A 21,047-nucleotide genomic window follows, 5' to 3' on the forward strand; every position below is an offset into this window, starting at 1 on the left:
GCGCGGGACACGTTCAAGCGCAGGCTTAGCAGGACGGTAACTCCCTGTCGGACCCTATTGCCCTCGGCTGCCCACGTCCCTCCCTAGCATCGATTCGGCATAGCAGAAAGTGCCCTGATAGCGAAAGTCGATATAGCAGACACTAATACTCAATTATTCAATGGTTTAGCAGGCGAGAGGAAGAAGACCTGCCCTCCACCCTCTTCTTGACGACCGCTTCCATCTCTCCTTAGCTTGAAAATTACGTCTCGCATAGACTCTTCGCGCGTGTCTAGCGCGCGTCGTTGCGCACGAACCTGCGCTGGCGTGCTGGTTTGGGTCGCTCCTCTGTCGGTGTGCTGTAGAGCCCGTGACATCAGGCCAGGTCATTGGCTACTCCACCAGAGGAACTACCCGTGAAAAACACCCTGCCCACCATGAGCCTGGAAAATGTCGTCTACGTGGTCTCCGCGTCATTGCTGCTGACCGCACCGCTGCACGCCACTGCACGTGATTCACAAGCCGATGCCACTTATGCCTTCCCGCTGCAGCAACCACTCGTGCCACAGCTGTCATTGGACCCGGCCGACGCTAGCGGTCTTGGCCTGGGGTTGCTCGAGGCCTTCTCCGATCGCCTGGGCGAACGCCGTAGGCAAGACGCGGCTGATCCGACGTCGAGCCAATGGTCCGCCTCGTTTCCCGACACAGGCGTCATCGGCGGGCCTTCCCCCGAGCGTTTGCAAGCGCCCGGGCAGCAGCTGCAGGTCAGTCCCGATCTGGTCGTCCGCGAAAGCAGCGCAGGCAATGTCCATCGCGCGGGGGTCTTCGTGGGCCGGAACACTTTGCAAAGCGGCTTCAACGGGCTGCGCCCATCGCGCGGTGAACAGCAAAGGCTTGGGGTCACGCTCACTGGCGAGAGCCTGGGCGTGTACTGGAGCATGACCCACGATCAGGGCTGGCATGTCGACGCAGTGGCCATGGGCACGCGCTACGATGCCAGTGACGAGAGTGGCAAGCGTCTGGAGGACAGTGGTCATGCGGTGACTTTTTCGGTAGAGGGCGGGTATCCCATCGGACTTGGCGCGAACTGGGTCATCGAGCCGCAGGCGCAATTGATCAACCAGCAATTCTTCCCGGGTGCCCAGGCGCTGACCGATACGCGGCAGACCTTTGACAGTCAACCGAACTGGACCGGCCGGGTGGGCGCAAGGCTGTCGGGTCGCTACGAGGTACGCGGCATGCCACTGGAGCCCTTCGTACGGACCAACGTCTGGTACGACTTCAGTTACGCCGACACCCTCAAGCTGGACCAGGTGGACAAGATCAGCAGTTCCCGCAGCTCGACCACGGTGGACCTGGGCCTGGGGCTGGTGGCACGGGTCACGCCGAAGGTCGCGTTATTCGTCAGCGCCGATTACAGCAGCGACGTGGATGACAACGACTTGAACGGATTGATCGGAAGCCTGGGGGTGAGAATGCGCTGGTAATCACAGGGTGCGATGGGGCGCGAGAGGCGCCCCATGCCTTGAACCTGAGAAAGACACTGCTATTGCGGCGAACCGGTTTCGACAGCCTTTGGCTGCATGATTAGCACGCCCAACGGCGGTAGATTGAGATTGAGTGAATACGGCTGTCCATGGGCGGGTATCGCTTCGCTCGCCACGCCACCGAAGTTGCCGACATTGGTACCGGCATAGTCCTGAGCGTCGCTATTGAGCAGTTCCTGCCACTGTCCTTGGATCGGCACGCCAATACGGTATCCCTCGCGCGGTACCGGCGTGAAGTTGGCCACCACCAACACCGGCTCGCCCGTGCCGCTCCATCGCAGCCATGCATAGACACTGTTCTTCGCATCATCGCCGATCAGCCACTGGAAGCCTTGCGGCTGGCAGTCCTGCTCGTGTAATGCCGGGACCTGGCGGTACAGCGCGTTGAGGTCGCCGATCAGCTTTTGCACGCCCTGGTGCTCGGAGTACTGCAACAGGTACCAGTCCAACTGGGTATCGTGATTCCATTCCCGCCACTGCCCGAACTCGCAACCCATGAACAGCAGTTTCTTGCCCGGATGCGTCCACATGAAGGTCAGGTAGGCACGCAGGTTGGCGAACTTCTGCCAACGATCGCCCGGCATCTTGTCGATCAGCGAATGCTTGCCATGCACCACTTCATCGTGGGAGATCGGCAGGATGAAACGCTCGGAATAGGCATACATCAGGCCGAAGCTCAGTTCGTTGTGGTGATGCGCGCGGTGGATGGGGTCGTTCTGGATGTAATGCAGGGTGTCGTGCATCCAGCCCATGTTCCACTTGTAGTCGAAGCCGAGGCCGGCCTGCTGGGTTGGCTGGCTGACGCCTGGCCAGGCCGTGGACTCTTCGGCGATCACCAATGCACCGGGTACTTCAAGGTTCACGACATCGTTGAGCTGGCGCAGGAAATCGATGGCTTCCAGGTTCTCTCGACCGCCATGGCGATTAGGCACCCATTCGCCGGATTTGCGCGAATAGTCGCGGTAGAGCATGGAAGCGACGGCGTCGACGCGCAGCCCATCGATATGGAAATGCTTGAGCCAGTGCAGCGCCGAGGCGAGCATGAAGCCACTCACCTCGTTGCGCCCCAGGTTGTAGATCAGGGTGTTCCAATCCTGGTGGAAGCCTTCCAGCGGGTTGCCATATTCATACAGGGCCGTGCCGTCGAACTGGGCCAGACCATGCTCGTCGGTAGGGAAATGCGCCGGGACCCAGTCGAGCAGGACCCCGATCCCGCCCTGGTGACAGGCGTCGATGAAGGCCGCGAAGTCTTCAGGCGTACCGTAACGCGAGGTAGGCGCGAACAAGGAGAGCGGTTGATAGCCCCAGGACCCGCCGAAGGGATGCTCCATGATCGGCAGCAGCTCGATATGGGTGAAGCCTAGCTGCTGCACATAAGGCACCAACCGGTCGGCCAGCTCGCGCCAGTTGAAGAAGCGCGCGACCTCGCCGGCTTCGTCCATCTCGCACTGCCAGGAACCCGCGTGCAACTCGTAGATCGACAGGGGCGCGTTAACGGCATGGCGATGCTCGCGCTTTCCCATCCAGTCCTGGTCTTGCCACTCATGGGCAAGGGGACCGGCCACCTTCGAAGCCGTGCTGGGTGGCAGCTCGGTGGCGCGGGCCAGCGGGTCGGCCTTGAGCGGGAGAATGCCATGCTGACCCAGAACCTCGAACTTGTAGCTTTCACCAATGCCCAGGCGGGGAATGAAGATTTCCCAGACGCCGGCGTCATGACGCAGACGCATCGGATGACGGCGGCCATCCCAGTTGTTGAAATCACCGACGACCGAAACCCTGCGCGCATTGGGCGCCCAGACGGAAAAGCACACTCCCTTAACGCCATCGACATCCCAAGGTTGGGCACCGAAGCGCCCCGACAGGTCTCGATGATTGCCTTCGGCGAACAGGTAGAGGTCCATCTCGCCCAACTGAGGGCCGAAACTGTAGGGGTCCTCGATAACCTGCTCGCCGCCTGCCCAGTTGATCTGGAGCAGGTAGGGCTGGAGACCGTCCAACGAACCACTGAACAGGCCCGGCAGATTGTCTTGGGACATTTCTGCAAGCACCCGTTCGTCGTCACGCGCCAGCAGCCGCGCGCTCAATGCACCTGGTAGAAAGGTGCGGACCAGGTGTCCACCCGCTCCGTCCGAGTGCGGGCCCAGCACCGCAAATGGGTCGGCGTGCTCGGCACGGGCCAGGGCATCCAGGTCCCGTTGCCGTAGTTCGCCGTTCTCACGCGTGGTTGCATTCATCTATGACTCTCCCCAGGTACTGATCAGTCCATGCAGGCCATGCAAGGGCACGGCCAGCCAGCTCGGCCGATTCTCGGCTTCGTAAAGAATTTCATAGGCCGCCTTTTCCAGGCAGAACAACTCCAGCGCGGCACGCTCGCCCTCGGTTGCTTCCCACGCATGCGGCATCGCGGCGGTGGCCATGCCATAGGCTTCGACAAAGGCATGCCGGGACTGATGCAGATACTGCCGGGCGACGCGCTGACGCGCCTGCCGGGCGGGCTCTGACAGGTCTACTGCCGAGGCGCTGCGCAAGATCATTGCAGCAGCGTAGTCGAAGGAGCGTAGCACGCCACTGACGTCCTTGTAGGGACTGTGCTTGGCTCGGCGCTCTTGCAATGGCCGCGACGGTTCGCCCTCGAAATCGATCAGGTAGGCATCCCCTTGCACCACCAGCACCTGGCCCAGGTGCAGGTCGCCGTGCACGCGCAACAGCACACCGCCCTGCGCCTGGCGGGCCAGGTTGTCGATGTGCTTGGCCAGCCCTTCGCGCTGTTGCTGCAAGTCATCCACCAGCGCCTGGCTGTCGGGATCGAGCGTGTCGCGGTGCTGGGCCAACAGGTTCAATGCGTGGTCGAGCTCGGCACCGACCTGCTCGCTCCAGCGTTGGCTGTCCTCGAGATCACTGGTGCGTGGAGCAAAGGCAGGGTCGTCGCTCGGCGCCGCCAGCAGCAGGTGCATTTCGCCCAGGCGCTGGCCCAGCAGTGTGGCGAACCCTGCCAGCTCTTCGAGCGCGTCGGTATGCGCTTCGGGCTCGACGGTCAGGGGCTCCATCTCGTCGCGAATGGCGCGCTCGAGGGTATTCTGGGTCCAGGCCCAGGCGTCGCCCTGGTTGTTCAGATAACCTTGGGCGATCATCAGCAGGTGCGGCTGATCGGCGCCATCGACACGGCTTACCCAACCCAGCAGAGGCGAGATATTGGCAAACCCGGCGGCGGTCAGGTAGGCGCTCATTTCCAGCTCCGGATGCACGCCCGGATTGACCCGACGGATCAGCTTGAGGACCAGCCGATCCCCGACCACCACCGAGCTGTTGGACTGCTCGGCGCTGAGGTAGCGGACTTCGCTGTCATCGTTGAGCTGCAACGCTGCCAGTTGCTCGGTGGACTCGAAGCGCAGCTCTCCATCGCCGATCGGCAGCCGCGTCCTGTCCACGCAGCCGCGCAATACGGCGCGAATGAACGATTCGAGGACGAAGCCATCGGTGATCAGGCCGACCTGGGGGCCACGACGGACGCGCGAGAGCGCCAGCTGTTGAGGCAAGGCGGTAGTGATGTGCTCTTCGGCGAGCAGGCCGAACGGCAGTTGATAGTGACTTGTCTGGCCCCCGCCCTGCACTTCCAGCTCGGCCAGCAGGACCGGGTTCGTCGCTGTCCCGAAGCGCACGCCGTAGGTCAAGCGCACTTTGTCGATCCCCACTTCCTTGCCGGCGAACCAGCGGCGCTTGGGCAGGTATTGGGGCAGGATGGTGTTTTCCAGAATGTCGCGCGAGGGTGCCTGGAGCAGTTCTTCCATGCGCTTGCGCAACACCAGGGTAGTGAGCTCCGGCAAGCTTTCGGAAGGCTCGCTGTGCCAGCTCGGCATGCGCTCGCGGGAGGCCAGCAGGAACCAGTAGAAGCCGTAGGGCGGCAAGGTCAGCAGGAACGGTAACTGCCCGATGGGCGGGAAGGCACTGCCGCCGAGCATCTCGACCGGCACCATCTCGGCGTACTGCGACAGGTCCAGTTCCGCCGCCTGGGCAGCTCGCGAAACGTTGGCGACACAGAGGACGATCTCAGTATGGCCATCGGCATCGGTGTACTCGCGCAGGTAGGCCAGGATGCGCCGGTTGCTGGGTGTCAGCGTCTTCATGGTGCCGCGACCGAACGCCTTCTGCTGCTGACGGACCGCGAGCATGCGGCGGTTCCAGTTGAGCAGCGAGTGCGGGTCGTGGGACTGGGCTTCGACGTTGATCGTCTGGTAGCCGTACAACGGGTCCATGACGGGCGGCAACACCAGACGCTGCGGCTCGGCGCGCGAAAAGCCGCCATTGCGGTCCGGCGACCACTGCATGGGGGTCCGGACCCCGTCGCGGTCTCCCAGGTAGATGTTGTCGCCCATGCCCAGTTCATCGCCGTAGTACAGGGTCGGCGTGCCCGGCATGGACAGCAACAGGCTGGTCAGCAACTCGATGCGCCGCCTGTCGCGCTGCAACAACGGGGCCAGACGGCGGCGGATGCCCAGGTTGATGCGCGCGCGACGATCCTCGGCATAGTAGTTCCAGAGGTAGTCACGCTCACGATCGGTGACCATCTCCAGGGTCAGCTCATCGTGGTTGCGCAGGAAGATCGCCCATTGGCATTTGGCCGGGATTTCAGGCGTCTGCCGCAGGATGTCGGTGATCGGGAAACGGTCTTCCATGGCCAGGGCCATGTACATGCGCGGCATCAGCGGGAAGTGGAACGCCATGTGGCATTCATCGCCCTCGCCTTCGCCGAAGTAGGGCCGGGTGTCTTCCGGCCATTGGTTGGCTTCGGCCAGAAGCATGCGGTCGGGATAGTTGGCGTCGATTTCCGCGCGGATCGCCTTGAGCACCTTGTGGGTCTCGGGCAGGTTCTCGTTGTTGGTGCCGTCACGTTCGATCAGGTACGGGATGGCATCGAGGCGCAAGCCATCGACTCCCATGTCCAGCCAATAGCGCATCACCCCGATCACGGCCTTCATGACCTGCGGGTTGTCGAAGTTCAGGTCTGGCTGATGCGAGTAGAAACGGTGCCAGAAGTACTGTCCGGCCACCGGATCCCAGGTCCAGTTGGACTTCTCGGTGTCGAGGAAGATGATGCGAGTGCCGTCGTACTTTTCGTCGCTGTCGGACCATACATAGAAGTCACGCGCCTTGCTGCCCGGCTTGGCATGCCGGGCGCGCTGAAACCAGGGGTGCTGGTCGGACGTGTGGTTGATGACCAGTTCGGTGATCACCCGCAGGCCACGCTTGTGCGCCTCGGCGATGAATCGCTTGGCGTCGGCCAGCGACCCGTAGTCGGTATGCACCGCCTTGTACTCGGCGATGTCATAGCCATCGTCACGCCGAGGCGAGGGGTAGAACGGCAACAGCCAGATGGTATTCACACCCAGATCGGCAATGTAGTCGAGCTTGGCGATCAGCCCGGAAAAATCACCGATGCCGTCGTTGTTGGCGTCAAAGAACGACTTGACGTGTACCTGGTAGATCACCGCGTCCTTGTACCAGAGCGGGTCATCGATGAAAGCTGCCGGGCGTGAACGCTTGGCCATGTGCGACTCCTGTGTCGTGGGTTCTCGCTACTGGGCTTTTTCGATGCGCCAGATACCGAACGGCTGGTTCCAGGGCTCGATGCGCATCCATTGGGTCTTGCCGTGCCAGGTCCAGCGATGCCCGTTCATCAGGTCTTCGCCCAGGGTGTCGGCATTGTCGTCCAGCCCAAGCTCCCACAGCGGCAGTTCGAAATGCGCTTCCTGGGCGTTGTGCGGGTCGAGGCTGACCGCGACCAGGATGAAGTTGTCACGCTCCGCGGTGCGCTTGGCAAAGTAGAGGATGTTGTCGTTCCAGCAGTTGAGGAAGGTGAGGCCCAAGTGCGTCTGCAAGGCGCGGTTCTGACGACGGATGCGGTTGAGCTGGGCGATCTCGGCGATGATGTTGCCTGGCTGGGTGAAGTCACGTGGACGGATCTCGTACTTCTCCGAGTCCAGGTATTCTTCCTTGCCCGGTAGCGCGGCCGACTCGCACAGCTCGAAGCCCGAATACATCCCCCACAGCCCCGAGCCCATGGTGGCCAGCGCGGCGCGGATGAGGAACCCGGCGCGACCTGACTCATGCAGGAAGGCCGGGTTGATGTCGGGTGTGTTGACAAAGAAGTTCGGCCGGTAGCATTGGCTCCAGGGTGGCTGGTTGAGCTCCTGGAAATAGGTACTCAGTTCCTGTTTGGTGTTGCGCCAGGTGAAATAGGTGTAGCTCTGGGCATAACCGACCTTGCCCAGACGGGCCATCATCGCGGGCTTGGTAAAGGCTTCGGCCAGGAAGATGACATCGGGGTAACGGCTGCGCACGTTGGCGATCAACCATTGCCAGAACGGCAGTGGCTTGGTGTGAGGGTTATCGACGCGGAAGGTCTTGACGCCCTCTTCCGCCCAGCCAATGATCACATCGCGCAACGCCAGCCACAGCGAAGGGATTGCATCGGCCGCGTAGAAATCGACGTTGACGATATCCTGGTATTTCTTCGGCGGGTTTTCGGCATAACGAATGGTCCCGTCGGGGCGCCAACTGAACCAGCCCGGGTGCTCCTTGAGCCAAGGGTGGTCCTGCGAGCACTGGATGGCGAAGTCGAGCGCGATCTCCAGCCCGTAGGACGCGGCGGCGGCCACCAGTCGGCGGAAATCCTCGCGAGTACCCAGCTGGGGATGGATCGCGTCATGTCCGCCATCGGGGCTACCGATCGCGTAAGGGCTGCCAGGATCTCCCGGTACGGCCTGCAGCGAATTGTTGCGTCCCTTGCGGTGGCTCGTGCCGATAGGATGGATCGGCGGGAAATAGAGCACATCGAAACCCATGTCGCGGATCATCGGCAATCGCGAATGCACGTCGTTGAAGGTGCCGTGACGCTCGGGGTCATCGGTGATCGAACGGGGAAACAGTTCATACCAGCTGGCGAAAAGGGCCCGCTCGCGGTCCACGTCCAGCGGTAGTTCGACGCTACGCGTGAGGTAGCTGCGGTGTTCGGCTTCGCTCATCAGTAGCGAGGTGTCCGGATGCAACAGGAGCGTCACCTGCTCTTCCACCGACTGGTCGGGCAAGCGTTGCTGGAGATCGTGCAACTGCTCGCGCAAAAGGCCATCGCTGCGCTCCATGCCCTGACCGAGCAACAGCCGACCTTCCTCGAGTTCGAGTTGCACGCTGACACCGGCATGGTATTTCTTCTCGAGGTCATAGCAATACGTGGCGAAGGGATCGATCCATGCTTCGATGGCGAACACATGCAACCCTAGCTCTACTGGGGTGAATTCGGCCTGCCAGAGGTCGTTGCCCAGGTGCTCCATTGGCACGCAGTGCCATCGACGGCTGTTCGCCTGGCGCCAGTTGAGCATGACGGCGAGGCGATCGTGACCATCGACATAGACCTTGCTGCTGACCTGCAGGGGCTGCCCGCTGACAGCCTTGGCGGCGTAGGCACCGCCGTCGAGCACCGGCTGGGTGTCTTCAATAACGATACGTGGAGCCAGCAACGCTTGAGACAGGCTGATCGCCTGGTCTGGATGGTCGTTGGCCATGGGCACACTTTCGAAGGGCTCATTCCGGGACATCGAACCTTGCTCCATTTCACTGAGGCGGTAGGGATGTTTGACTGCGACGGTAAGAGGTCAGAGCCGAGCTGCCTGCGCGGGTTCAAAAAATCAGAAAAAATGAGCGATTGGTGGGGGCGCTGGTCCATGCTTTCAGGACGTTTCATTTCCCATCGAGAGGCCAGGCCATGAATATCCCGACGCCCCCGGAAACACCGGATCCGAACATCGACGATCCGAGCCTGCCACCCAGCGTTCCGAAGGAGGAGCCGGACGAGTTGCCGGTGAAGCCGACGATGCCGCCGACCGTGGGAGATCCGCCCAGTGAGGAACCACCGGTGAAGGCTTGAGCGAGACCGCATAGAAGCGGTTGCCTGACAATCGCGAGGCCTGCTGCTGGACCTTCGCTGCCCTCAAGATCGAGCGCCGCCCGCGCGGCGCTTCGCGCGGTGCATGTCATGGCATGTGTAGGGCCCTTGAGATCGAGCGCCGCCCGCGCGGCGCTTCGCGCAGTGCATGTCATGGCATGTGTAGGGCCCTTGAGATCGAGCGCCGCCCGCGCGGCGCTTCGCGCAGTGCATGTCATGGCATGTGTAGGGCCCTTGAGATCGAGCGCCGCCCGCGCGGCGCTTTGCGAGTAAACTCGCTCCCACATTTGTTGCAACGTGCCATGGCCTGCGAGATTGGAGTTGTCAGCCTAGGTGCATGGCTGGGGACTGCATCAAGGCTGTTGTTGGCACCTCCTTATCCTTGCCATACAAACAAGGGCTAAGACCTCGATCTATCAGGCCATGGCACGGTGCAACAAATGTGGGAGCGGCGGTTCGCCGATGCGATTTACCCGCGAAGCGCCGCGCGGGCGGCGCTCGATTTCAAGGACACTACACATACCATGACATGCATCGCGCGAAGCGCCACGCGAGCGGCGCTTCGCGAGTAAACTCGCTCCCACATTTGTTGCAATGCGCCATGGCCTGTGAGATTGGAGTTGTCAGCCTTGGTGCATGGCTGGGGTCTGCATCAAGGCTGTTGTTGGCACCTCATTATCCTTGCCATACAAACAAGGGCTAAGACCTCGGTCTATCAGGCCATGGCACATTGCAACAAATGTGGGAGCGGGTTTACCCGCGAAGCGCCACGCAAGCGGCGCTCGATCTTGAGGGCACTAAAAGACCAATGCCATGCACCTGGCGGCCCTCGCCCAATTCCGATACCACATCCCGGATACTCACCCACCGAATCAAAGCCGCAGACAATTACCGCTCAGCCCAATCGCATTCAAAACTGATATTTCTGTCAGTGGCAAACCTTCAAGATCTTGCCGACCATAGGCTCTCCTCCCATCAGGAGCTCGGGCCATGGGCACAAGCCAGTCCGCCGTTCTCATGCACATTCTCGGCATGCTTCGGGAATTTGGTGTGCCCGAACATCAGGTAGAGCATGAACCGAGATTGAACCGGTTGTTGAATTCCCAGGAACTCGAAGATCTGTCCAAAGAACTCTCCCAGGCCTATGGCATCGACCTCAGCACTGACAGGATCGATACCGTACCTCGCCTCGTCCACGCCATCCATGGCGACTAGCCAGGTACGACCGTCTTCACCCCTTCGCGAAACGCAAGCCTGGTGCCGCCCGCCCGATAGGCTGCTGGTGAAGTTCGCTCCCTGCATCGACCGCCATTCAAAGCAAGCTCAGGGACCCAAGGTAAGCACGTCACAACCATGATGTTTATTCGAAACCCACATTGACAGACCACCCACCCAGGTTTACGTTAACGTAAAGGTAACTGATCGAACGGGCCGTGCTGGCGTGCCAGCACCCTCATGAAAACCAAGAACAAGAAGGTGCCTCAATGTACTACCCCTCCCTGAATTTCGGCCTGGGTGAAACCCTCGACATGCTTCGTGAACAGGTGCAGGCCTTTGTCGCCAAGGAAATAGCGCCGCGCGCGGCGCAGATCGACCAGGACAACCTGTTCCCCGCCGATCTGTGGCGCAAACTCGGTGACATGGGTCTGCTCGGTATCACGGTGTCGGAAGAATATGGCGGCGCCGGTCTGGGCTATCTGGCGCATGCAGTCGTCATGGAAGAGATAAGCCGCGGCTCGGCCTCGGTCGCGCTGTCCTACGGCGCTCACTCCAATCTTTGCGTCAACCAGATCAACCGCAATGGCACCGAAGCGCAAAAACGCAAGTACCTGCCTGGGCTGATCAGCGGCGAGCATGTCGGCGCGCTCGCCATGAGCGAACCGAACGCTGGTTCCGACGTGGTTTCCATGAAGCTGCGCGCCGAGCGCCGCGGCGACCACTTCGTGCTCAACGGCAGCAAGACCTGGATCACCAACGGTCCGGACGCCAGCACCTACGTGATCTATGCCAAGACCGATCTGGACAAGGGTGCGCATGGCATCACCGCCTTCATCGTCGAACGCGACTGGCAAGGTTTCAGTCGTAGCGCCAAGTTCGACAAGCTGGGCATGCGCGGCTCCAATACCTGCGAGCTCCATTTCGACAACGTCCGAGTCCCGGAAGAAAACATCCTCGGTCAGCTCGACGGGGGTGTGAAAGTGCTCATGAGCGGACTGGATTACGAGCGCGTGGTGCTCGCGGGCGGGCCGACCGGGATCATGCAGGCCTGCATGGACCTGGTCCTGCCCTATGTCCACGACCGCAAGCAGTTCGGCCAGAGCATCGGCGAGTTCCAGTTGATCCAGGGCAAACTGGCCGACATGTACACCCAGCTCAACGCCAGTCGTGCCTACCTGTATGCCGTGGCGCAGGCGTGCGATCGCGGCGAGACCACGCGCAAGGATGCCGCCGGGGTCATCCTGCACACCGCCGAGCGCGCCACGCAAATGGCCCTGGAAGCGATCCAGATCCTCGGCGGCAACGGCTATATCAACGAGTTTCCCGCCGGGCGTCTGCTGCGCGACGCCAAGCTCTACGAGATCGGTGCAGGCACCAGCGAGATTCGCCGAATGCTTATCGGCCGCGAGCTGTTCCAGGAAACGCGCTGAGGCATTGCGGGCAGGAATGGACACAACTTTCCGCCCGCGTTGTCCGTCCCTTCCACACCGATCCATCCGGCGGCTGACAGCCGTTGCCGCGTGAGGAATCACGATGATCTTGAAGTCACAGTTGAACACCAAGTCCGCGGAATTCTCCCGCAATCACGCGGCCATGATGGCCCAGGTGCATGCCTTGCACGAGCTGCTCGCCCGAGTGCGACAGGGCGGTGGGTCAGCCGCCCAGGAGCGGCACGTGTCACGGGGCAAACTGCTGCCCCGCGAGCGTATCGGCCGCCTGCTCGATCAAGGCTCGCCTTTTCTTGAGATCGGCCAGCTGGCGGCCCATGAGGTCTACGGTGAGGACGTCCCCGCCGCGGGCGTGATAGCCGGAATCGGTCGGGTCGAAGGGGTCGAATGCATGATCGTGGCCAATGACGCCACGGTCAAAGGGGGCTCCTATTACCCATTGACGGTCAAGAAACACCTGCGCGCCCAGACCATTGCGCTGCAGAACCGCCTGCCGTGCATCTATCTGGTCGATTCCGGGGGCGCCAACCTGCCACGTCAGGACGAAGTCTTTCCGGACCGCGAGCATTTCGGGCGCATCTTTTTCAACCAGGCCAACATGAGCGCCCTGGGCATCGCGCAGATCGCCGTGGTGATGGGCTCCTGCACGGCTGGCGGCGCCTATGTACCGGCCATGGCCGACGAAGCGATCATGGTTCGTGAGCAGGCCACCATTTTCCTCGCCGGTCCGCCGCTGGTGAAGGCCGCCACCGGAGAAGTGGTCAGCGCCGAAGCCTTGGGCGGCGCCGACGTGCACTGCCGCATCAGCGGGGTAGCCGACCATTACGCTGACGATGACCAGCATGCCCTGGCCATCGCCCGGCGCTGCGTTGCCAACCTCAACTGGCGCAAGCTGGGCGAACTTCGCCAGCAGGCGCCGATCGCCCCGCTATACGAAGCAGGCGAGCTGTATGGGGTGGTACCAGCCGATGCCAAACAGCCTTTCGATGCTCGCGAAGTCATCGCCCGGCTGGTCGACGGCTCGGTGTTCGATGAATTCAAAGCGCTTTTCGGCACGACCCTGGTGTGCGGCTTCGCTCACTTGCACGGTTACCCGGTGGCAATCCTGGCCAACAACGGCATCCTTTTCGCCGAAGCGGCGCAGAAAGGCGCGCATTTCATCGAGCTCGCCTGCCAGCGAGGCATTCCTCTGATCTTCCTGCAGAACATCACCGGCTTCATGGTCGGCAAGAAATACGAAGAAGGCGGCATCGCCAAGCATGGCGCCAAACTGGTCACCGCCGTGGCCTGCGCTCAGGTCCCGAAATTTACCGTGATCATCGGCGGCAGTTTCGGGGCAGGCAATTATGGAATGTGCGGCCGCGCCTACGACCCACGGTTCCTGTGGATGTGGCCGAACGCGCGTATCGGCGTGATGGGTGCCGAGCAGGCCGCCGGCGTCCTGGTACAGGTCAAGCGCGAGCAGAGCGAACGCAGCGGTCAGGCCTTCGGCAGCGACGACGAGGCCAGGCTGAAACAACCGATCCTCGAACAGTACGAACGCCAGGGCCACCCTTACTATTCCAGTGCCAGGCTGTGGGATGACGGTGTCATCGATCCGGCCCAGACCCGAGACGTGCTTGCCCTGGCGTTGTCCGCCGCGCTCAACGCCCCTATCGAACAAAGCCGTTTCGGCATTTTCCGGATGTAACCATGAACGACTTCAGCACCCTTGAACTGGTCAAGGACCCCCGTGGTTTCGCCACCCTCTGGCTGAGCCGTGCGGACAAGAACAATGCCTTCAACGCGCAGATGATCCGAGAGCTGATCCTGGCCATCGATCAGGTAGACAACGACGCTACCCTGCGATTCTTGCTGCTGCGCGGTCGTGGTCGACACTTCAGCGCCGGTGCCGACCTGGCCTGGATGCAACAGGCGGCGGAACTCGACTACAACACCAACCTGGACGACGCGCGCGAGTTGGCCGAGCTGATGTACAACCTGGCGCGGCTCAAGATCCCCACCTTGGCCGTCGTGCAGGGCGCCGCCTTTGGCGGAGCCCTGGGCCTGATCAGTTGCTGCGACATGGCCATCGGCAGCGAGGATGCACAATTGTGCCTGTCGGAAGTGCGCATTGGTCTCGCACCGGCCGTCATAAGTCCTTTCGTGGTCCAAGCCATGGGCGAACGCGCGGCCCGTCGCTACGCCCTGACCGCCGAACGTTTCAGCGGCATACGCGCCCGAGAGCTGGGATTGTTCGCCGAGGCCTACCCCAGCGCCGACCTGGAGAGCCAGGTTGAGGCATGGGTGGGCAACCTGCTGCAGAACAGCCCGTATGCCATGCGAGCCAGCAAGGAATTGCTGCGAGAAGTGGGACACGGCGAGCTTACCCCTGCCCTGCGCCACTACTGCGAGACCGCCATTGCCCGCATCAGGGTCAGTGCCGAGGGCCAGGAAGGGCTGCGCGCCTTTCTGGAAAAACGCGCCCCGGCCTGGCAAGCCCCTGCCCACTCCGAGGACTCGCGCCCATGAACCATTCGACCTTGACCACGCTCCTGATCGCCAACCGCGGCGAAATCGCCTGCCGAGTCATGCGCACCGCCAAGGCACTCGGCCTGACGACAGTCGCCGTGCACAGCGCTGTCGACCGTGACGCACGGCACTGCCGCGAAGCGGATATTCAGGTTGACCTGGGCGGCGCCAAGGCTTCCGACAGCTACCTGGACATCGCCAAGTTGCTGGCCGCGGCCAGGGCCAGCGGGGCCCAGGCGATCCATCCTGGCTATGGCTTCCTTTCGGAGAACGCGGGGTTCGCTCGCGCCGTGGAGCAGGCCGGGCTGGTCTTCCTCGGACCGCCGTCCAGCGCCATCGATGCCATGGGTAGCAAATCGGCCGCCAAGGCATTGATGGAGGCAGCCGGGGTACCGGTCGTGTCCGGCTATCACGGCGAGGCGCAGGACTACGACACTTTCCGCACCGCGGCCAGGCGCATCGGCTACCCAGTCCTGTTGAAAGCCAGCGCCGGCGGTGGCGGCAAGGGCATGAAGGTGGTGGAGGACGAGGGCCAACTGGCGCAAGCACTGGCTTCGGCGCAGCGTGAAGCGAAGTCGTCTTTTGGCGATGCGCGCATCCTGGTGGAACAGTTCGTGCTCCAGCCGCGCCATGTCGAGATCCAGGTGTTCGCCGACGGACATGGCAACTGCCTGTACCTCAACGAACGTGACTGCTCGATCCAGCGTCGCCACCAAAAGGTCGTCGAGGAGGCACCGGCGCCCGGCCTTTGCGCTGACCTGCGCAAGGCCATGGGCGAGGCGGCAGTGCGCGCGGCCCTGGCGATCGGCTATGTGGGCGCGGGCACCGTGGAGTTTCTTCTCGATTCGCGCGGCGGGTTCTTCTTCATGGAGATGAACACGCGATTGCAGGTCGAGCACCCGGTTACCGAAGCGATTACCGGCCTAGACCTTGTGGCCTGGCAGATTCGTGTCGCGCGTGGCGAGGCGCTGCCCCTGAGCCAGGAGCAGGTCCCGCTGCGTGGGCACGCCATCGAAGTACGTCTGTATGCCGAAGATCCGGCCAACGAGTTCCTCCCGTCGACCGGCACCCTGTCGCTGTACCGCGAGTCGATGCCGGGTGAAGGACGACGGGTCGACACTGGCGTCAGCGAAGGCGACAGCATCTCGCCCTACTACGACCCCATGCTCGGCAAGCTGATCGCCTGGGGCGAGGACCGCGAGCAGGCCCGCCTGCGTCTGCTGGCCATGCTCGATGAGTTCGCCGTGGGAGGTGTCAGGACCAACCTGAAATTCCTGCGACGTATCCTGGCCCATCCGGCCTTCGCCGCCGCCGAACTGGACACCGGCTTCATCGCCCGACATCAAGCCTCACTGCTGCCGCCGGTCGGCGACCTGTCATCGGACTTCTGGCAAGCAGCTGCCCAAGCCTGGCGACAAAGCCACCTGCCCGTGCAAGACATGCGGGACCCTGTCTCGCCCTGGTCCGTCACCAGTGGCCTGCGTCTTGGAATGCCCGCACGTACCCATGTCCATCTGCTCTGCAACGGTCATGATCAGGCAATCACGCTGGAGCAGGACGCAGCCGCACGGTTTCGCCTGTGTGGTGACCAGTTGATCCATGAGCAGGATGGCGTGCGTCACAGGCACCTGGCCATCCGCCGCGGCGATACCCTTTACCTGCGTTGGCGGGGCGAACTGCACGCAATCACGGCATTCGACCCGATTGCGGCTGCGCTGGCCGGTCATGGCCAACAGGACGATCTCGGGGCGCCCATGAATGGCAGCATCGTCAGAGTGCTGGTGGAAGCGGGCCAGGCCGTCGAGTCGGGCGCGACGCTGGTGGTCCTGGAGGCGATGAAGATGGAACACAGTATCCGCGCGCCTCACGCCGGAAAGGTAAAGGCGCTGCACTGCCAGGAAGGCGACATGGTCAGCGAAGGAGCGGCGCTGGTCGAACTGGAGGCGCTGGAGAAAGCGTGAGCCGGGCGGGATCTTGCTGGAGGGCACAAGCGCGCAGCCTCCAGCACCCCGCTTCAGTACCGCGCGTGAGACCTGACCACTACCCCCAGGAACTCGCAACCCTCCACGCACAGCAGCTTGGGATAGGTCGGATTCAAAGGCCGCAGGTAGCGCTGGCCACCCTCCTCGACCAACTGCCGAAATACCGCGGACGTGCCTGGCTGGCGTGCGATCACCAGCTTGCCAGGGGCAGCCTGCAGACCGTTGTCGACAAGGATCAACATGCCTTCGGGTACGCTGACTCCGGTCGGCGAATTCATCGCATCGGTCTCCACTCGGAGCCAGTAGGCCTTACCCTGAGCGTTGTAGTCGGTCTGTTCCTGAACGATGCTGTCCTTGGGCAAGGGACCGCCCAGCTCTGTCCAGGCCAAGACCGGATAACGAAAACACAATATGTACTGTAGGAGATCCTCCTCAATAGGCGTAGGACCATTTTCCGCCTCATACTCGCCAGCCTGCTCGGCGACACGGTCCCTTCGGGAGATGTGCAAACGCACCAGAAGGTGGGGCATTCCCAGCTCGGCCAGCACCCTGTTCATCATGTCGAGCCTGGGCTGACGCTCTCTGCGCAGCCAATGACCGACTGCACCTTGAGTGACGCCTACGCGCTCCGCGAGTTTTTCCTGCGTGATGTCGAGATCACGCATCTTGGCCTTGACCAAGGCAATCCAGTTTTCCATCGCTGGCACGATACGGACTGCTCACGGCCGCTCAATACACATATTGTAGTATTTATTTTCATTGTAGTTAATACATGACGTACTAAAATTGAGCCGTACCCTTTTCCCCGCTTAGCACCCGTAGGTAACAGGATGAAACCATCGACATATTCAGAAACGGATTTAGACAGCGAAGCCGCGCGTCGCGCACTCGATTACTACCTCAACCCGCCCGCGCCTCGTACCGAGCCCGATCAACTGCTGTGGACGGCGCGCGATGGCGTCAGCGCCGAGCAGGCCGGCGAACATGCCATGAGCCTGCTGCGCTGCGCAGCCACCACCGCGTTCGAATCCGGAAGCAATGCGCAGGGCTCTTCACGTGAACTGTTGTTCGCCTTGATGCACATGGTCAACATGGCGCGCGCATTGCTCGAGCACACGCAAGCGGTGCAACGGCAACAGAAATAGAGCGATCACGTGATGGTCGGATGACGGCACAGGCCCCATGTGCCGGGAACCCGAGGGATGCACCGACAATATATTCGTCGGCGAGATGAAAAATCATTTGACTGTCAAATGATAACGATTATTATTGCAATCAGCAGGTCGCAAGACCGGCTGGATAACCTGAAGACCTTAGGTCGGACTCTCAGATTATCTCCTCATCAGGCTAATCACGGTTTTTGACCCGGCTTATAGCCGGGTCTTTTTTTGACTCTTCAGGCTAATGAAGAAGTATTACCGCTTGGAATGGCATGATGGTAGCAAACGTCTATTGATAGGTGAATAGTTGTTGCAGAATTTTGCTCAATCAGCACTTGAGAATCAATTTCGTTAGGTCCAGGTTGATCGGCATCAAGGATGATGTCCCCGGAAAACGCCCATACCCTAGCAAGGAGCTTGTACATGGTCCGTCCGCTGCCTCATCAAGACAGTTCATCTCCGGACATCGGCATCCAGCAGGACGCCCTGCTCCACGGTCTTTCAAGACTGCCGCGTCGAGTCCAGCAAGTCTTCCTGCTCAACCGTCTTGACCAACAGCGCTTTGCCGACATCGCCAAGCGCCTGGACCTATCTTCCACCTGTATCGAACATTGCATCAATCAGGTATTGCGCAGCGCTCGACCGTCGGCCGACGCGCTGGCCGACCAGGCCGCGCGCTGGTATGTCCGCTTGCAGAGCCCCGAAGTCACAGCCAGCGAGCGCATCGATTTTCGCCGTTGGCTGGATGCCGCGCCCCAGCACCTGCAAGCGTTTCACGAGATCGAGCTGCGCTGGCGCAGCCTGCTCGCCCCGGCATGGCAGCTGGGACACGATGGCTGGTACCGTCAGGGTCGTGCCGCCCTGTCGCTGAGCGGTTGCTCGGTGGCCGTCAGCCTTGGCGCCGCGGTATTGCTGGCCATTGGGTTATGGGTGTGAGCCAAGCGGTGTAGAGTAGCGACACAATAAAGCCGCAGGAGCCTGGCAATGACCGCGACGCTGACCTCTCTTCACATCGACTGCGATTTCGACGCTGGCAATATACAGGTGCTGGATGCCAGCGATCCTTGTCGCGTCCACCTGGCGATCCGTCCCGATACCCATAGCGACCATTTCCAGTGGTTCTACTTCAAGGTCAGCGGCCTGACTCCAGGGCAGGTTCACCGCTTCAGCCTGGACAACGCCAGCCAGTCGTCCTACGGCAATGCCTGGAGCGGCTATCAGGCTGTCGCCTCCTACGACCGGAACGATTGGTTCCGCGTACCCAGTCAGTTCAATGGTCAAGCCTTGTCCTTCGAGATCCAGGCCCGTGAAACCGAGGCCTGGTTCGCCTACTTCGAACCTTATCCCCGGGCACGCCATAACCAGCTCATCGATCGCGCCCTGCAGTTGCCAGGCGTCGAACTACTGGCCAGCGGACGCAGTGTGCAGGGCCGCGACATCGCGCTGCTGCGCGCCGGAGACGGCGCGCCAGGCAAGCGCAAACTGTGGCTGATTGCCCAGCAGCATCCGGGCGAGCACATGGCCGAATGGTTCATGGAGGGCGTCATCGATCGCCTGCAGAGCAACGATTCGGTGATCCGGCAACTGCTGGCGCGCGCCGATCTGTACCTGATCCCCAACATGAATCCGGACGGCGCGTTTCATGGCCATCTGCGCACCAATTTCAAAGGCAAGGACCTCAACCGCGCATGGCAGGACGCCAGTGTCGAAGCCAGCCCGGAAGTGTTCTTCGCCCAGACCCAGATGCAGCGTTACGGGGTCGATGCGTTCATCGACGTTCATGGCGACGAAGAGATCCCCCATGTCTTCACTGCCGCCTGCGAGGGCAACCCTGGCTATACGCCGCGCCTGGCAGCGCTCGAGGAGCAGTTCCGCACTGCCCTGTGCCGCCTCACGCCGGATTTCCAGACCACCTACGGCTATACCCGCGACCAGCCCGGCCAGGCCAACATGACATTGGCATGCAACGCGGTCGGTGAGACGCATGACTGCCTGTCGCTGACTTTGGAGATGCCGTTCAAGGACCACGACGATGCACCCGATGCCGTCACCGGCTGGTCGGGCAAGCGCTCGAAGGCACTGGCCGGGGCCGTACTGGAAACCCTGGCAGGGATGACCGGGGCCTTGCGCTAGAACTCGCATCGAGAAAGGCCCCGCCTGTCAGAACTGCACATCAAGGAACACGCTGTCCTGGTAAGCCCCCGCCGGGGGCGTGGCCTGGTCGGCATAGGCCTTTGCGTTGTAGTTGAATACCCGGCTACCGGTACCGGCGCCGGGGTTCCCATCGGCATCGCTGCTGGCACGACGGGCGCTACCGGTGGCGCCCTAGCGCACGGTTCCGACGCTCTTTAAGATGTCGTAGACCAGGTAGTTATTGGCGTCGGACTCATGTGCCGACGCCCGCCAAGGACGTTCTGTCCGTCATTCAGACCCACGGTATAGCTGCTGTCCTTGGTACAGGACAAGTTGATGCTCTGATTGACCGTACTGAAGCTACCGACCACCGCCGCGCGGCCAGAGACGCTGTCGGGCGTGGTGATCTGGCAATCATTGGTCACGGTGACATTGATGTTCAACGTGGCGGTGCCCTGTTCGCATCGCGCAGCACGCAGATGGCGCCGATGCCCGCGCAGTAATTCCAGTCCCAGGCGAGGTCAGGGTTTCCTGATAGAGGCCGGCGGCAACGTTGCCGCCAGCGGCGGTATGTAGATAGAGCGGTACGGTCTTCGGCGTGGTGCCGTTGAGCAATCCCAGCAGGTCGAGGATGCCATTGCGGGCAAAGTCGAAGGCCCCCAACGGGTGATGGGAAAGGAAGGGGATGACGCCTTCGGTTTCTGGCAGTTCGAAGTCGGCCTGACACTGTCCTGCGTCGGCAACCTCCACCAGCAGGTGGTTGAGGGGCACCACATTTTCCAGGTATGTCAATCCGTCCCAGCCCACGACCGCCCGAGCGCCGCTTTCCTGGTGGGTGACAAGATTGCCAAGCGGCAACTCCTTTCCAGCCCCGTCGACCAGAACGATGCTTGCCGCAAGCACCCTCTTCAGAGGGAATTCCACCTGATAGCCACTGCCGCACCGCGATTGCATCCCGCTAGTTGCGAGAAAACTGACTGCCCAATGGAGAAAAGAAGCCTGGACTAAGGCCTAACTTGCCAGGCCCTATTCCTCCGATGGCCAAATGGCGGCATTAACGACCACAATCTGTTACCGTACGCCCGGAACATCCTGTGCCTGACGCAGTCGTTTTCCTCGGGATGGATACA

15 protein-coding genes and 2 pseudogenes are annotated in these 21,047 nt (G+C 61.8%); 10 read left to right on the plus strand and 7 right to left on the minus strand.

Translation table 11 applies throughout. From position 1 onward, the window contains the following. Positions 1–395: 395 nt before the first annotated feature. Positions 396–1,466 carry an autotransporter domain-containing protein gene (locus tag G7009_RS02345; protein WP_181128340.1) on the plus strand — a complete coding sequence of 357 codons (1,071 nt, stop codon included), beginning with the start codon at positions 396–398 and terminating at the stop codon, positions 1,464–1,466. 59 nt (positions 1,467–1,525) lie between these two features. Here the strand turns inward: G7009_RS02345 and glgB are convergent, their stop codons facing one another. The 3 genes from glgB to G7009_RS02360 are packed head-to-tail and all read right to left on the minus strand — an operon-like array spanning position 1,526 to position 9,118. Then, on the minus strand, positions 1,526–3,760 hold the full coding sequence (gene glgB / locus G7009_RS02350) for a 1,4-alpha-glucan branching protein GlgB (RefSeq protein WP_181128341.1): 2,235 nt from the start codon (positions 3,758–3,760) through the stop codon (positions 1,526–1,528). After that, the gene (gene treS, locus G7009_RS02355; protein ID WP_181128342.1) at positions 3,761–7,072 is read right to left on the minus strand and encodes a maltose alpha-D-glucosyltransferase; all 3,312 of its coding nucleotides are present in this window, start codon (positions 7,070–7,072) and stop codon (positions 3,761–3,763) included. A gap of 27 nt (positions 7,073–7,099) precedes the next feature. After that, positions 7,100–9,118 (minus strand): alpha-1,4-glucan--maltose-1-phosphate maltosyltransferase, encoded by a 2,019-nt coding sequence (locus G7009_RS02360; protein ID WP_181128343.1) that lies wholly within the window; start codon positions 9,116–9,118, stop codon positions 7,100–7,102. Between the two features lie 167 nt (positions 9,119–9,285). Here G7009_RS02360 and G7009_RS02365 point away from each other — a divergent pair, with 167 nt between their 5' ends. The 6 genes from G7009_RS02365 to G7009_RS02390 all read left to right on the plus strand — a co-directional run bounded on the left by G7009_RS02365 (position 9,286) and on the right by G7009_RS02390 (position 16,603). Continuing rightward, a complete protein-coding gene (locus tag G7009_RS02365) occupies positions 9,286–9,447 on the plus strand; it encodes a hypothetical protein (RefSeq protein WP_181128344.1) in 162 nt (53 codons plus the stop codon). A 1,008-nt stretch (positions 9,448–10,455) separates the two neighbouring features. Beyond that, positions 10,456–10,680, plus strand: coding sequence for a hypothetical protein (locus tag G7009_RS02370; protein ID WP_181128345.1), 225 nt, complete (start codon positions 10,456–10,458; stop codon positions 10,678–10,680). A 269-nt stretch (positions 10,681–10,949) separates the two neighbouring features. Then, positions 10,950–12,113 carry an isovaleryl-CoA dehydrogenase gene (locus G7009_RS02375; protein WP_181128346.1) on the plus strand — a complete coding sequence of 388 codons (1,164 nt, stop codon included), beginning with the start codon at positions 10,950–10,952 and terminating at the stop codon, positions 12,111–12,113. Between the two features lie 103 nt (positions 12,114–12,216). Then, positions 12,217–13,821, plus strand: a complete 1,605-nt coding sequence (locus G7009_RS02380) for a carboxyl transferase domain-containing protein (protein ID WP_181128347.1) — start codon at positions 12,217–12,219, stop codon at positions 13,819–13,821. A 2-nt stretch (positions 13,822–13,823) separates the two neighbouring features. Beyond that, positions 13,824–14,642 (plus strand): gamma-carboxygeranoyl-CoA hydratase, encoded by an 819-nt coding sequence (locus G7009_RS02385; RefSeq protein WP_181128348.1) that lies wholly within the window; start codon positions 13,824–13,826, stop codon positions 14,640–14,642. Continuing rightward, positions 14,639–16,603: an acetyl/propionyl/methylcrotonyl-CoA carboxylase subunit alpha gene (locus G7009_RS02390; protein ID WP_181128349.1), complete on the plus strand. Its 1,965-nt coding sequence runs from the start codon at positions 14,639–14,641 to the stop codon at positions 16,601–16,603. The genes G7009_RS02385 and G7009_RS02390 overlap by 4 nt, the downstream gene beginning before the upstream one ends. A gap of 53 nt (positions 16,604–16,656) precedes the next feature. Here G7009_RS02390 and G7009_RS02395 read toward each other — a convergent pair whose 3' ends face one another. Then, positions 16,657–17,322: a LexA family protein gene (locus tag G7009_RS02395; RefSeq protein ID WP_258197839.1), complete on the minus strand. Its 666-nt coding sequence runs from the start codon at positions 17,320–17,322 to the stop codon at positions 16,657–16,659. Between the two features lie 132 nt (positions 17,323–17,454). On the opposite strand from G7009_RS02395, the gene G7009_RS02400 reads away from it, so the two are divergent. Next, a complete protein-coding gene (locus tag G7009_RS02400) occupies positions 17,455–17,769 on the plus strand; it encodes a DUF6124 family protein (RefSeq protein WP_181128350.1) in 315 nt (104 codons plus the stop codon). A gap of 251 nt (positions 17,770–18,020) precedes the next feature. Here the strand turns inward: G7009_RS02400 and G7009_RS02405 are convergent, their stop codons facing one another. Continuing rightward, entirely contained in the window at positions 18,021–18,209 is a 189-nt protein-coding gene (locus G7009_RS02405) for a hypothetical protein (protein WP_181128351.1), read from the minus strand. Between G7009_RS02405 and G7009_RS02410 the strand changes: the two genes are divergently transcribed. Both G7009_RS02410 and G7009_RS02415 read left to right on the plus strand, forming a co-directional pair. Next, positions 18,208–18,720 carry a DUF4880 domain-containing protein gene (locus tag G7009_RS02410; RefSeq protein WP_181128352.1) on the plus strand — a complete coding sequence of 171 codons (513 nt, stop codon included), beginning with the start codon at positions 18,208–18,210 and terminating at the stop codon, positions 18,718–18,720. The genes G7009_RS02405 and G7009_RS02410 overlap by 2 nt on opposite strands. Before the next feature lie 48 nt (positions 18,721–18,768). Beyond that, positions 18,769–19,917, plus strand: coding sequence for a M14 family metallopeptidase (locus G7009_RS02415; protein ID WP_181128353.1), 1,149 nt, complete (start codon positions 18,769–18,771; stop codon positions 19,915–19,917). A gap of 27 nt (positions 19,918–19,944) precedes the next feature. Here the strand turns inward: G7009_RS02415 and G7009_RS02420 are convergent. Continuing rightward, positions 19,945–20,574: pseudogene (locus G7009_RS02420) on the minus strand (Csu type fimbrial protein); the annotation flags it as partial. Positions 20,575–20,676: 102 nt separating this feature from the next. Continuing rightward, positions 20,677–20,871 (minus strand): annotated as a pseudogene (locus G7009_RS27605) (hypothetical protein); the annotation flags it as partial. Positions 20,872–21,047: the final 176 nt, after the last annotated feature.

It is taken from the genome of Pseudomonas capeferrum, from assembly GCF_013523055.1.
In the GTDB taxonomy this organism is placed as follows: domain Bacteria; phylum Pseudomonadota; class Gammaproteobacteria; order Pseudomonadales; family Pseudomonadaceae; genus Aquipseudomonas; species Aquipseudomonas capeferrum_A.

Coding starts and splice junctions, on each gene's coding strand:
- G7009_RS02390 (WP_181128349.1), top strand. CDS start 14,639: ATGAACCATTCGACCTTGACCACGCTCCTGATCGCCAACCGCGGCGAA.
- G7009_RS02370 (WP_181128345.1), top strand. CDS start 10,456: ATGGGCACAAGCCAGTCCGCCGTTCTCATGCACATTCTCGGCATGCTT.
- G7009_RS02400 (WP_181128350.1), top strand. CDS start 17,455: ATGAAACCATCGACATATTCAGAAACGGATTTAGACAGCGAAGCCGCG.
- G7009_RS02405 (WP_181128351.1), bottom strand. CDS start 18,209: ATGTACAAGCTCCTTGCTAGGGTATGGGCGTTTTCCGGGGACATCATC.
- G7009_RS02395 (WP_258197839.1), bottom strand. CDS start 17,322: ATGGAAAACTGGATTGCCTTGGTCAAGGCCAAGATGCGTGATCTCGAC.
- G7009_RS02415 (WP_181128353.1), top strand. CDS start 18,769: ATGACCGCGACGCTGACCTCTCTTCACATCGACTGCGATTTCGACGCT.
- treS (WP_181128342.1), bottom strand. CDS start 7,072: ATGGCCAAGCGTTCACGCCCGGCAGCTTTCATCGATGACCCGCTCTGG.
- G7009_RS02380 (WP_181128347.1), top strand. CDS start 12,217: ATGATCTTGAAGTCACAGTTGAACACCAAGTCCGCGGAATTCTCCCGC.
- G7009_RS02375 (WP_181128346.1), top strand. CDS start 10,950: ATGTACTACCCCTCCCTGAATTTCGGCCTGGGTGAAACCCTCGACATG.
- glgB (WP_181128341.1), bottom strand. CDS start 3,760: ATGAATGCAACCACGCGTGAGAACGGCGAACTACGGCAACGGGACCTG.
- G7009_RS02410 (WP_181128352.1), top strand. CDS start 18,208: ATGGTCCGTCCGCTGCCTCATCAAGACAGTTCATCTCCGGACATCGGC.
- G7009_RS02385 (WP_181128348.1), top strand. CDS start 13,824: ATGAACGACTTCAGCACCCTTGAACTGGTCAAGGACCCCCGTGGTTTC.
- G7009_RS02365 (WP_181128344.1), top strand. CDS start 9,286: ATGAATATCCCGACGCCCCCGGAAACACCGGATCCGAACATCGACGAT.
- G7009_RS02360 (WP_181128343.1), bottom strand. CDS start 9,118: ATGTCCCGGAATGAGCCCTTCGAAAGTGTGCCCATGGCCAACGACCAT.